The sequence below is a fragment of the Sulfurimonas sp. HSL3-2 genome (genome assembly GCF_039645965.1).
GTDB classification, from domain to species: domain Bacteria; phylum Campylobacterota; class Campylobacteria; order Campylobacterales; family Sulfurimonadaceae; genus Hydrocurvibacter; species Hydrocurvibacter mobilis.
Genome location: NZ_CP147917.1, coordinates 494020 through 506906 on the forward strand (window position 1 = coordinate 494020; position 12887 = coordinate 506906).

Consider the following 12887-nt stretch of genomic DNA (forward strand, 5'->3'; position numbering starts at 1 on the left):
ATCGGTAATAGAATCTTTTAGTAAAATTTATAGCTACTTTTATTTAGCTGTATCGAAGTACAAATGTAAGACAATCGCATTTTAATAAAAAAGGCTTATATATGGAATACTTGTCAATTTTTGTAAATTCACTTATCGATCTGAGCAATGCGATGGCTCCCTACATCCTCTTTGGACTTTTGTTTGCGGGGATCTTGCATGAGATGGTACCGCAGACTCTGGTCACAAAACATCTGGGACGCGAGAGTATCTCTTCGGTCATCAAAGCCACACTTTTCGGTGTACCGCTTCCTGTATGTTCATGCGGTGTCATCCCGCTGGCAGCAAGCATCAAAAAGAGCGGAGCGAGCAGGGGCGCGACACTGTCGTTTTTGATATCTACTCCTATAACTGGAGTGGACTCCATACTTGCAACCTACGGAATGTTCGGATGGGCGTTTACACTTTACAGAGTTTTTACCTCTATGATCGTAGCAATGGCAGCGGGAATACTGACAAATATCTTTGATAAAGAGGAGGAAGTGGTCAAACCGAAGTTTTCGCTCTCTCCGATGCAGCAGCCTGCAGCACAAAGCTGCTGTTCAACGTCTACTTGCTGCAGCTCTTCAGAGGAAACTGCGAAGTTTTCCATGAAAAAGGCTCTTAAATACGGTTTTGTGACACTGCTTGGAGACATAGCAAAACCTTTGTTCTGGGGTCTTGTCATCGGTGCGCTGATAAGCTCGTTGGTGCCTCAGAACCTGAGTGATATTTTAGTAGAGTATTCATGGCTTTCATATCTGATAGTGATCGCTATTGCGGTACCGATGTACGTTTGTGCTACGGCTTCACTGCCCATAGCCGCTGCATTGATGCTTTCAGGGGTGAGTGCAGGAGCGGCATTCGTGTTTTTAAGTGCAGGACCTGCGACAAATACGGTTACGATCGGCGTAGTGAAAAATATGCTTGGTAAACGCTCGCTCTATATCTATCTGGCAAGCATCGTTTTTGGAAGTGTTATATTCGGTCTCGGACTGGATTATCTTTTTGCATCTTTGGATATAAATCCAAAGTCGATCTTACATGTAGAGGAGAGTGCAGGATGGATAGCCGCTATTAGCAGTATCGCTTTGTGGACTTTCGTTTTATACTTTATAGTAAAGCCTTATCTTAAAAGAGCGAAAGCCTGATGAGCGATTTCTAGTTCCTCATCTGTGGGGATCACATACAGAGCGATACGGCTTTTTTTCTCAGAGATCAAAGCCGTCTGTGCTTGAGTCACACGGTTTTTTTCTTCATCTAAAAATATTCCAAACGCATCATCTAGACCGTTAAGTATCAATTCTCTTACTTCGGAGCTGTTCTCGCCGATGCCTCCGCTAAAGACGATGGCATCGACGCGTCCCAGTATGGCGATGTATGCGCCTATGTATTTTTTCACTCTTCTGCTCATGATCTCTAAAGCCAGTTTTGCGTCATCATCGTCACGGCTTAGAATCTCTCTTACATCACTGCTTCCGCAGATCCCTTTGAGCCCGCTATTGTGGTTGAGCAGATCGTCTATCTCTTTTGGACTCAGCCCCTCTTTGAGTAAGTATAAGATGATCGCAGGATCGAAATCCCCGCTTCTTGTTCCCATTACAAGACCTTCAAGCGGCGTGAAACCCATAGAGGTATCATAGGATTTCCCGTTTTTTATGGCTGTTGCACTTGCACCGTTACCAAGATGCAGAGTGATGATGTTTGTCTCCTTTAGAGTTTTATCCAGAAGTTTTGCACACTCTTTTAAAAGGTAGTTATGTGATGTACCGTGAAAACCGTAGCGGCGGATATTGTACTTTGTGTACATCTCTTGGGGAATGGCATACATGTAAGCCGAAGGCGGCATATCTTCGTGGAAGGCGGTGTCAAATACTGCTACTTGCAATGTATCCGGAGCAAGAGCTTTTGCCGTAAGGATACCGTCGAGATTTGCCGGATTGTGCAAAGGTGCGAGGTGAGAGAGTTCCTCTATCTCTTTGATGACATCGTCGTCTATGATGGTCGCTTGTTTAAAACTATGACCGCCGTGGACTACTCTGTGAGCGATAAAGTCGATCTTCTCCATAGCGTTGATGATCTTTTCAAGCTCTTTGTGCCTATTGCCTTTGAGCTCTTCGATGATCCCTTTTTGTAAGACCTCTTCAGAGTCCATATCAAATATCTTGTACTTAATGGAAGAGCTTCCCGAGTTTAGGATGAGTGCTTTCAACTTGTCTGTCCTGCCTGAATAGCAGTAATTGCAACAGTATTGACGATATCCACGACACTGCATCCGCGGCTGAGATCGTTTACCGGTTTGTTAAGTCCCTGAAGTACAGGTCCGATGGCTATGGCTCCCGTTGAACGTTGAACTGCTTTGTATATGTTATTCCCTGTGTTTAGATCAGGAAAGATAAAAATATTGGCTTCTCCGGCTACTTTTGAGCCCGGAAGTTTTTTCTTAGCGACATCTTTGTCGATGGCAGCATCATACTGGATCGGTCCTTCAACAAGGAGCGAAGGCTCCCGCTGTTTTACGATCTCAGTCGCCTGTCTTACCTTTTGGACATCTTCGCCGCTTCCCGAATCTCCCGTCGAGTATGAAAGCATAGCTATCCTTGGTTCGATGCCGAATCGCAGAGCCGTTTTAGCCGTTGAGATAGCGATCTGTGCAAGTTCCTCAGCCGTCGGGTTCTCATTTACCGCACAGTCCGCATATATAAGGACCTCTGTTTCAAGACAGATGAAAAAGAGGCTTGAGACTATGGTGACGTCGGGTGATGTCTTGATGATCTGCAAAGCAGGGCGGATGGTCTCTGCCGTGGTATGTGAAGCACCGCTTACCATGGCATCGACATCACCGGAATGCACCATCATAGTAGCAAAATAGGTTTTGTTGTGCATAGTGTCTTTTGCCGCTTCTAAAGAGATTCCCTTCGCTTTTCTGAGTTGATAAAAACTGTGTGCATAGGCTTCTGCTTTTTCACTTTGGAGAGGGTCTATGATCTTCGCTTTGGAGATATCTATCCCAAGCTGCAGGGAGCGTTGTCTTACAACTATCTCATCGCCTAAAAGGATTATGTCTGCAAGATCGTTTCTAAGGACGATCTCCGCAGCTCTTAGTATCCTGTCATCTTCGCTCTCAGGCAGTACGATCTTTTTTTTCTCTTTTTTTGCCATATAGAAGATCTTATATTCAAACATCATCGGAGTCATCACATCCGAACTCTTCAGTTCGATCCTTGATTCGATACGGTTGATGTCGACGTTTTGGTTAAAGAGTCCCAAAGAGAGGGCGATCTTTCTCTCGTCGGATGCTTTTAGAGTGGCTTTAGTGGCATCGATGTTCTTTACGGTCGTGTATGTGTCCGTATCTACGCTGATGATCGGGATATGAAAACTTTTTATCCCCTCTATGAGTTTTAGCACATTTGTATGCAACTGCATGTTAAAGGGCATGATGATACCCGAGATCTTCGCAAAACTGCTGGACTCGGCTGCACAGATAAGCCCGACGATGATCTCCGATCTGTCGGCAGGGACAACGACAAGGTCACCGTCTTCTATGCGGTCTAAAAAGTTGTCCAGAGTAAGGGCTGCGACTTTTATCTGTTTTACGAGTCTTGATCTGTCATGAAAATCCAAGACTATCGGTTTTGCCTGCAGATTGTCTATGATATCTCCTATGGTAGGAGTATCCAGCTCTTTTATCTCTTGAAGGAAAAAGACGTTTTCATCTTGTATCTCTTTTTTAAGTTCACTGTATATGGACTCATCGATGCGGTTTATAAACGTTGCGAAGTGAAAGCATTTTTGGGAAGTTATAGAGTGTTTGTTTATGGCAGCCGATTCTACGATATCCGAGAGCTCCATATCTTTTGCATTTATGACATCGATATACGATGATGCGAAGTTCTGGGCTATTTTTATATTGATATCAAAATCAAAAGATTGTTTTAAAAAGGGTCTTTGAATCCCAAGACAGACGATGAAATCATATTTCTCTTCCAAGCTCTTATATTTGGTGATGAGCTCCTCTAAAAGCTCATCGGTACTCTCTTTTGCTATCATCATCTCGATATAGGGGATGTCAAAGCCGTAGCACTCTTCGTAAGGTATATCTATGTTGTATCTTGATCTTATAAACTCTATATCAGGATCTGTCTTTTTTTGATTTGAGATAATGGGTTTAAAGAATCCTATCTTGTGGATTTTTCGACTGATAATATCCATCATCCCCGTTGTAATCAGCAGGCTTCCCGCATTTTTTGTATTGGATGCGATATAGATACTTTTCATCATTGCGCCTTATAGGTTAAATAGCTTCTTGTACTCATGTATATTTGTTATGATCTCATCCACAGGAAGAGCTTTTGAATAGTAGAAACCTTGGAGTATATCTACGTTGTTCTCTTTAAGGTATTGTACGTGTTCATCCGTCTCGACACCTTCTGCGGTCACATCCATATTAAGAGCATGAGCCAAAGATGTTATCGCGTTTACTATATGCTTATTACTCTCTTTATCAAATAGGGAGATGATAAAAGATTTATCTACCTTGATTGTATTTATCGGCAGTTGGGCAAGGTACTCAAATGATGAATACCCTGTACCAAAATCATCCAATGCGACTTGTACTCCGGCACTACGCAGTATATCAAGTTCTTTGACGGCTACGGATATGTTGTCCATCACCACAGACTCTGTCATCTCTACTTTTAAAAGGCTTGGATCGACTTTGTGATCAGTTGCACATTTTAAAAATGTCTTTGCAAAAGACTTCTCTTTCAGTTGCCTTGATGAGATATTTACAGATACAAAAATATCGTGTGAGCTCAGAGTATTGATGCGGCTTGCGAATTTACAGGCATGTTCCATCACGAATTCACTGATCTTAAGGATATCTCCCGTTGACTCTGCTACGGGAATGAATCTTTCAGGAGATATAAATCCATGCAAAGGGTGTTTCAATCTTAAAAGTGCTTCAAATCCGTTAAGAGAGGAGCTGGATGAACTGATAAGCGGTTGGAAATAGAGTTCAAAGTAGTTATTGGCTATCGCATCTTTAATAAACGTCTCTATCTCTAAAAACTCTTTTATGTTGGTATTCATATCCGGATTAAAAAAGCTGTATCTGTTCTTTCCTGCAAGTTTGGCTTCATACATCGCCGTGTCTGCGGACTTTATGAGTTCTGTCGCAGTCTGTGCATCATCAGGATATATTGAGATCCCGATAGATGAAGAGATGAAGAACTCATGATCCTCGACTTTAAAAGGCGAGTTCAAAGAGTCTATGATCTCTTGAGCTTTTATATCAATATCTCTTTTATTCTGCATCTGCATAAGGATGACGAACTCGTCGCCGCCAAATCTAGTACAGACACCTTTTTTTCCGACCGTCTCCTTGAGCTTTTGACTGACTTTTACCAAAAGTTCATCGCCGATATCATGTCCCATCGAGTCGTTGATATACTTGAAGTTGTCAAGATCTAAAAACAGTACGGCAAAGTTCTGTTTTATGATACTGGATTTTTTGAGAAGGGTATTTATCTCGTTTTTTAGATAAGAGCGGTTTGGAAGGGCAGTTAAAACATCATGGTAAGCCATAAACTCGATCTCTTTTTGATCTTTCTTCTTTTGTGTGATATCGTGAGTCACACCTATAAAAAAGTTTAAAGACTGATGATGGGTGATGGTATTGGAAAGCCATCTGATGGTGCCGTCTTTTCGTTTGATCCTAAACTCTATTGTGTCGGATTGGCTCGGTTTTATCTCATAGAAAAAATCCATCACACTTTGTCTGTCATCTTCATGGATCATATTCATCCAGAGAGAAGAACCGTTTAGAAACTCCTCTTTTCTTTCTCCAAATATATGCTCGATCGCGTTAGAGACATACTTTACTTCCATCGTTTTATCGTCTATATACCAGATGATCTCATCGATGATATTGACTATCTCATCAAGTTGAAGCTGTTTTTCGACGATCTGTTTTTTATGATCGTCAAGCAGATTAACCAGCTGTTTGGACCTCTCCTCAAGTTCTCTTTTTGTAGTGCTCAGTTCATAGTTGATTTTTTCGATGTTGCTGACATCTCTGATGTTCACAAAGATACACTCTTCATTATCGATCTCTATCAGTTTCACGTTTTTTGTCGTAGTGATATGTCTTTTGTCTTTTGCAATAAAAATAGTGGACTGGTCAGAGCAGGACTGATGGTTTCTGAGTTCGAGCATGCACTCTTGAAATACAGAGTCGTCAGCGAGGTAATTGATGATGTTTTTGTTATATAACTCATCTGTAGAGTATCCAAGCAGCTTAGAAAAAGATTCGTTGCAAAATTTTATATCACCAAGAGTATCGATGATCAGTATCGGATCTGGTAGATAGTTTAGTACATCTATTACATTTATTTTTGAAAAAAATTCCATATATGATTCATCACTTAATTGTTATGTTTTATACACGTTAGTGCCAATGAATAATCTTACTACAATATTGGTTTTGATATGCTTATACATTAATAAATTACTATGGATTAAGAATATGAGATGTTACTGCGGTTTGGAGAAAGATTTTGAGGAGTGCTGCGGCGCTATAATATCGGGGAAAAAGAACGCTGCAACGGTCGAAGAACTGATGCGCTCGCGTTACAGCGCTTATGCAAGTGCTAATGCGGAGTATCTTGTAAAAAGTACGACAAAAGAGAACAGTTTTATCGAAGATATTCCTCTGATACTGGAGTTTAGTAAAAATGTCGTCTGGCTGAAACTGGATATCTTACATGTAGAGCAAAAAGAGGATAGCGGGATCGTAGAATTCAGAGCATTTTATTTTGAAAACGGTGAGATCGTAGTCTTGCATGAAAGAAGCAATTTTGTAAAAAACGAGGGTGTCTGGAAGTATGATAAAGGTGAATTTATCAACTCTAAAATAGAGCGAAATGAGCCTTGTCCATGCGGTTCTGGGAAAAAGTACAAAAAGTGTAAAGAGCATTTAACCGCCTCTTAATCAACTCTTGGATATAATCGCAAAATATTAATTGCCCATAAGAGGCGATACAAGAGAGAAGAAGATGTTAAGAACGGTAAATCTAACAAAGAGATTTGGTAACAGAATTTTATTTGAGAACATAAATATAAAACTAGACCGTCATAAAAGATATGGTCTTATCGGTGCAAACGGTGCCGGAAAAACGACGTTTTTAAATATATTAAGCGGACAAAATAAAGAGTATGAAGGTGAAGTGATCATCGGTTCAGGACTCAAAGTCGGGACACTTGGGCAAAATCAGTTTGCTTATGAAAACTACACTATCATGGATGCCGTTCTTTACGGTAATAAACGTTTGTACGATGCGGTAAAAGAGAAAGAAGAACTTTACACTACGGGTGATTTTGAAGATGACGCGGTAAACAACCGCCTTGCGGAACTGGAGATGATCTGTGTCGAGGAAGATCCTACTTACGAGTATGAGATAAACATCGCGAAGATCTTGGAAAACGTAGGAATACCGGCTGAACATCATTATGATCTGATGTCAAGTCTGAAAAGTTCTGATAAGTTCAAAGTCCTTCTTGCTCAGGTACTTTTCCCTAAACCGGATATCCTTTTCCTCGATGAGCCTACCAACAACCTTGATATGGAAACGATCAGCTGGCTTGAAGATGAGTTGCAACGTCATGAGGGGACACTTGTTGTTATCTCTCACGATAGACACTTTCTAAATGCAGTCGTAACACACATTCTTGATGTCGATTATCAAAAGATCCGTGAATTTACAGGGAATTATGATGACTGGTATATCGCAGCAAACGTCATAGCACAGCAGATGGAAGCGGATAATGCGAAAAAACTCAAAGAGAAAGAAGATCTTGAGGCTTTCGTTCGCCGTTTTAGCGCAAATGCATCAAAAGCAAAACAAGCGACATCTCGTCAAAAGCAGCTTGAAAAACTGAATATCGAAGATATCAAACCATCTTCACGCCGTGACCCGAGTATCGTATTTAAGCCAAAACGTCAGATGGGTGATGAGGCGCTGTTTGTAGAAAACGTTTCTCACTCTTACGGTGATCTTCAAGTTCTAAAAGATATGACTCTTAGAATCGAGCCGGGCGAAAAGATAGCGCTTATCGGCGGCAACGGTGTCGGTAAGTCTACTTTATGTAAAATCATCATGGAAGAGATCAAGCCTACAGGCGGGAAGGTCCACTGGGGTGCTACGATCGAGCAGAGTTACTTTCCTCAAGATACGACTGACCAGATCAAAGGGACAGGTACCCTTTATGAGTGGTTAAGAGGGTATGATCCTAAACGTGATATCTCGGAGATCAGAAACTGTCTTGGACGTATGCTTTTTAGCGGTGAACAGCAGGAAAAATCTGTAGAGAAGATCTCAGGTGGTGAAAAACACAGAATGATGCTTTCAAAGATGATGCTGGAGCAGGGGAACTTCCTTATCCTGGATGAGCCGAGCAACCACCTTGACCTTGAAGCAATCGTAGCTCTTGGTGAAGGGCTTTACAACTTTGAAGGAAACGTTATCTGTGTGTCTCATGACCGTGAGCTTCTAGATGCATTTGCTAACCGTGTCATCGAGATATTCCCTGGCGGAAAATATATAGACTTCAAAGGTACTTACGAAGAGTATGCTGAAGCAAAACACAGCGGGACTCTTGAGTACGCATAAATAAATACTCTCACAAACTAGATAAACTACTAGATATATTTTAGAAATTTCTTGCAAGACTCTTTGCAAGAAATCCACAAAGGATCTGTTTTTGGATAAAGATTATAAAAACTCTCTTGGGTTCGGCATCGCCGGAAACTTTGCACTTCATCTTAAACAAGCGGGTGAGCTTGAAGACTTTAAAGATATTATCACTGCTGATGAAGCGGCTCCAAAGGGGGTATTTCCCTTTTATATTCCAAATAATAAGACATTTTTAGGTACTTACCCTATCTCAAACAACACGATCAAGCTTCCTGCTGAAGAGGTCAATGTCCAAGCTGAGCCTGAAGTAGCTCTTACATGTAAGCTGACATACAAAGAGGGCAAAGTCGACACGATAACACCGACCCATTTTGGGGCATATAACGATACCTCTTTAAGAAAAAATGCACCGAAGATCAGTCTAAAGAAAAACTGGGGTGCACAAAGCAAAGGGATCAGTTCTCAGCTTATAGAGATAGACAAATTCAGCGAAGGCGGGATAATGGATAACTACCGTATCTGTAGTTTCTTGCGCCGTAACGGGAATGTCTTTAGATACGGTGAAGATGTAGAGCTTACAGGCTACAGCTATTTTTACGAAAAACTGATAGAGTGGATAAAAGAGCAGATAAATACTCAAGAGGATTTCGGACCGCTTGAACCTGTGCTAGAGTATATTAAAGAGGCTTCATATCCTGAAGAACTGCTCATCAGCATAGGTGCAACTCGTTATACTGAGTATGGCGAGACGACGTTCTTACAAAGCGGTGATGAGGTGATCGTCGCTCTTTATGATGATAGGCTCCACTGTAAAAACCCTGTATTTTCAAAAATAGTTGCGGGTAATTATGAGCATGAAGGCATGAGTGTTCTGGCACAAAAGGTGATTCTGTGAGCAGAGGGAAAAAGTTAGACCTCTTCATCGGTGCCGAGATAGATGACGGCTGGAATGAGATAACTGAGCGCAGAAGTGAAGTGGCAAAAGAGATCCTCGAGCCTGCAAAGCACTTTTTAGTGTTTAGAAAAGAGAAAAGACGCGGTAAAGTCGTGACGCTTGTCGGAGAGTTTTGTCTTGAGGATGCTGCTGCAAATGATGTGTTAAAAACGTTAAAGAAAAAGCTTGCCTGCGGCGGAACTTATAAAGATGGATGGATGGAGTTTCAAGGTGAAGTGCAGGAAAAACTGAAGTCAAACCTGCAGGAACTTGGATTTCGATTTAAGAAGTAAAACTCTCTAATCTTTTTTGTAACTTTTCATAAAACAGCTCAAAACTAGGAAGGTCTAGTTTTGCTTCACGCTGTTTTTCTCCCCACATAGGATTTGGAAAATAACTGTCATTTTTATATCTTGCCATTACATGTATATGTACATGCGGAAGCTTATTTGCAAATGAAGCCATATTAATCTTATCGGGGGAGAAGTAGTCGATCATCTCGTCCTCTACGATGTCGTAAAGTTCGAAAAGTCTGAGTCGAAGGTCACTAGGAAGATCACTTAACTCTTTGTATTCTACTTGAGTGAATATTTTAAGCCAAGGTATTTCACTTTTTTCACTCTCAATAAAAAAGTTATTATCTTCGTAGATCTTCATTTTTACGCTCTCGGTCCACGATTTCTATCACCGCCAGAACGGTTTCTATCGCCGCCTGAACGACCTCTGTCACCGCCACGGTTTCTATCACCGCCAGAACGCTCACCGCCGCCAGAACGGTTTCTGTCGCCGCTTGAACGATTGCCTCTGTAGCCGCCACGACGGTTTCCGCCGCCGCGATTTCTGTCACCGCCTCTATCTCCACGGCTGTTGATACGAGCAAGGATACCTTCAAGTCTCTCAGCAGGAATACCGATGTTGTTTGGACCTTGGATAGACTGTTTTTCTAAAAGCATAGAGATCATCTTAAAGAGCATTGTCTCTTCATCGATATCCTCTTTTAGTTTGTCTAGGATCATGTGTGCTTCATCATAGATATGTTGCTCTTCGATAGCATTTACTAAAGAATCGATACTAGATTTTTTCATATCGCTTTTACTTGGAACGTAAGCGTGTTCCATAGTCGTACCCACTTTTGCTTTGATACGTTGTAGCTCTTTGAACTCTAACGGAGTAAGAAGTGTAATCGCTTTTCCTTCTTTACCTGCACGTCCTGTACGACCGATACGGTGAACATAACTTTCAGGATCGAAAGGGATATGGTAGTTAAATACATGGGTTACATCATTTACGTGGATACCGCGAGCCGCAACGTCAGTCGCGACAAGAACTTGTACATTCCCCGCTTTAACCGCTTTGATAACTGTTTCACGCTGACGTTGTTCCATATCTCCGTGAAGACCGTTAGCCATGAAACCTGCTGCTGAAAGCACATTCGCAAGACGATCTACTTCACGTTTTGTACGACAGAATACAACAGCTTTTTCCATATCTTCAGATTCCATCAAACGGATGATCGCAGCATCACGCTCACTCTCTTCGATAACGTAGTACTCTTGTTTGATATCTTTGTTTGTCGTCTCACCTTTTGTGATCGATACAAACGCAGGGTTCTGTAAAATACGCTCTGCCAGGATTTTGATAGGTGCCGGCATAGTCGCTGAGAAAAGCAGAGTCTGACGGTCTGTCGGAAGATATGTGAAGATCTCGTTGATATCATCCAAAAATCCCATATCAAGCATCTCATCTGCTTCATCCAGTACGACTATTTTAGGTGCAAAGTTGTTTAGCATGTTGCGTTTTAGAAGGTCAAGCAAACGACCAGGTGTTGCAACAACAACCTGTGCTCCACGTTTGATAAGGTCAAGCTGACGGTTGTATGAACTACCGCCGTAGACAGTTACCGTGTTTACACCTAGGTTACGTCCGTATTTGAAAAGTTCGTCACTAACCTGAGTCGCTAGTTCGCGAGTCGGAGTGATAACAAGTACCTCTACGCCTGATTTCATATCCATTGCGTTTAGAGCCGGTAGACCGAATGCTGCAGTCTTACCTGTACCTGTGTGTGCCTGTCCGACCATGTCGCGGCCCTGCATAACTAAAGGGATAGCTTCCGCTTGTATCGGGCTTGGTACTTTGAAGCCGGCATAATCGATCGCTCTTAGCAGATCTTTTTTGAAGCCGAAGTCTTCAAAAGTCATAAGTTTTTCTTCAGTTGCCTGAATCTGTGTTTCTTCTTGCATATAATTCCATTGCTTAAGGACACGACTCAACTCTACGCATAGAGTTTAGAGGTGCCCTAGTTAAATTTTACCGCTATTTTTTTGCGGAATGGAATTATATCTAAATAATCTTATAAGTAGGGCTTAAAATATTTATTAGTTTAAAATTAAGAAACATAGCTTATAATGTGTGTAAAAAATAATCGGAGTTTACTATGAAAAAAGTTTTTATCTCTACTGTTTCGGCTCTTTTAGTTTCGAGTGCAGTGTTTGCAGACTGCCAATATAAACAAGAGGGTACTGTCGATGTGGCTTTTAAAGCGTACAAAACACCTTTAAAGATCGGAGTCGGCGGTCAGTTCGATGATGTCAAGTATATAAATGATGTAAAAAGTGCCAAAGACCTGCAAGCTCTTTTGATCGGTTCAAAAGTGACTATCGATACTGCAAGTGTTAACAGTGCGAATGAAAAAAGAGATAAAAAACTGGTCACTTTTTTCTTTGATACTATGGCACAAAAAGGGATATCTGCAAAGATCATAGATCTTAAAGTAGATAAAAATGATGCAGATTCTAAAACTTTAAGCGGTGTCGTAAGTGTAGATATCAAGATGAATAATGTTTTTCATGAAGCGCAACTCAAGTTTAACTATGAAAACGGTGTATTTAAAGCTGATGGCTTTATAGACCTTGCTGATTACGGAGCATTGGCTTCTCTTGCATCTATAAACAAAGCCTGCTATGAACTTCATCAGGGCAAGACATGGTCTGATGTGGCTGTAAGTTTTACGACAAATATTGCTGTTGACTGTAAGTAAATGAAGATCGCGACAAAGTACAGTTATGAAAAAGTCTGGCAGGAGACAAAAGAGGAAGATCTCCTTCGTATGATAAAAGAAGAGGTTGGAGAAGAGGGTGCCGAGGGCACTCTTATCTATGTGAAAGATGCCTGTAAAAAAGGCAAGACGATCACGGTAGGTTCTTGTAAGTTTAAAAAACTTTAAGAGCCTTCTTTAAAAG

The 12887-nt window shown here is 41.3% G+C and carries 12 protein-coding genes; 7 read left to right on the forward strand and 5 right to left on the reverse strand.

What is annotated here, in order from left to right:
- Positions 1 to 101 precede the first annotated feature (101 nt).
- Positions 102 to 1169 (forward strand): SO_0444 family Cu/Zn efflux transporter, encoded by a 1068-nt coding sequence (locus WCX87_RS02570; protein WP_345980475.1) that lies wholly within the window; start codon positions 102 to 104, stop codon positions 1167 to 1169.
- Here the strand turns inward: WCX87_RS02570 and WCX87_RS02575 are convergent.
- From WCX87_RS02575 to WCX87_RS02585, 3 genes are read right to left on the reverse strand one after another with little or no spacing between them, the layout of a single operon-like run.
- A complete protein-coding gene (locus tag WCX87_RS02575) occupies positions 1145 to 2230 on the reverse strand; it encodes an acetate kinase (protein ID WP_345980476.1) in 1086 nt (361 codons plus the stop codon). The genes WCX87_RS02570 and WCX87_RS02575 overlap by 25 nt on opposite strands.
- Positions 2227 to 4299, reverse strand: a complete 2073-nt coding sequence (gene pta, locus WCX87_RS02580; RefSeq protein ID WP_345980477.1) for a phosphate acetyltransferase — start codon at positions 4297 to 4299, stop codon at positions 2227 to 2229. The genes WCX87_RS02575 and pta overlap by 4 nt, the downstream gene beginning before the upstream one ends.
- 9 nt (positions 4300 to 4308) lie before the next feature.
- Positions 4309 to 6432, reverse strand: coding sequence for an EAL domain-containing protein (locus WCX87_RS02585; protein WP_345980478.1), 2124 nt, complete (start codon positions 6430 to 6432; stop codon positions 4309 to 4311).
- 115 nt (positions 6433 to 6547) lie between these two features.
- Between WCX87_RS02585 and WCX87_RS02590 the strand changes: the two genes are divergently transcribed.
- The 4 genes from WCX87_RS02590 (at position 6548) to WCX87_RS02605 (ending at position 9941) form a co-directional block, all read left to right on the forward strand.
- Positions 6548 to 7012, forward strand: coding sequence for a YchJ family metal-binding protein (locus tag WCX87_RS02590; protein ID WP_345980479.1), 465 nt, complete (start codon positions 6548 to 6550; stop codon positions 7010 to 7012).
- Between the two features lie 64 nt (positions 7013 to 7076).
- On the forward strand, positions 7077 to 8690 hold the full coding sequence (locus WCX87_RS02595) for an ATP-binding cassette domain-containing protein (protein WP_345980480.1): 1614 nt from the start codon (positions 7077 to 7079) through the stop codon (positions 8688 to 8690).
- A gap of 91 nt (positions 8691 to 8781) precedes the next feature.
- Entirely contained in the window at positions 8782 to 9609 is an 828-nt protein-coding gene (locus tag WCX87_RS02600) for a DUF5718 family protein (protein ID WP_345980481.1), read from the forward strand.
- On the forward strand, positions 9606 to 9941 hold the full coding sequence (locus WCX87_RS02605) for a translation initiation factor (protein WP_345980482.1): 336 nt from the start codon (positions 9606 to 9608) through the stop codon (positions 9939 to 9941). Before WCX87_RS02600 ends, WCX87_RS02605 begins: the two co-directional genes overlap by 4 nt.
- Here the strand turns inward: WCX87_RS02605 and WCX87_RS02610 are convergent.
- The gene (locus WCX87_RS02610) at positions 9931 to 10305 is read right to left on the reverse strand and encodes an HIT family protein (protein ID WP_345980483.1); all 375 of its coding nucleotides are present in this window, start codon (positions 10303 to 10305) and stop codon (positions 9931 to 9933) included. The two genes, WCX87_RS02605 and WCX87_RS02610, sit on opposite strands and share 11 nt — an antisense overlap.
- A 2-nt stretch (positions 10306 to 10307) precedes the next feature.
- A complete protein-coding gene (locus WCX87_RS02615) occupies positions 10308 to 11888 on the reverse strand; it encodes a DEAD/DEAH box helicase (protein WP_345980484.1) in 1581 nt (526 codons plus the stop codon).
- A 194-nt stretch (positions 11889 to 12082) separates the two neighbouring features.
- Here WCX87_RS02615 and WCX87_RS02620 point away from each other — a divergent pair, with 194 nt between their 5' ends.
- Together WCX87_RS02620 and WCX87_RS02625 are read left to right on the forward strand one after the other, a co-directional pair.
- On the forward strand, positions 12083 to 12685 hold the full coding sequence (locus tag WCX87_RS02620) for a YceI family protein (protein WP_345980485.1): 603 nt from the start codon (positions 12083 to 12085) through the stop codon (positions 12683 to 12685).
- The gene (locus WCX87_RS02625) at positions 12686 to 12871 is read left to right on the forward strand and encodes a hypothetical protein (RefSeq protein ID WP_345980486.1); all 186 of its coding nucleotides are present in this window, start codon (positions 12686 to 12688) and stop codon (positions 12869 to 12871) included.
- The last annotated feature ends 16 nt before the right edge of the window (positions 12872 to 12887 follow it).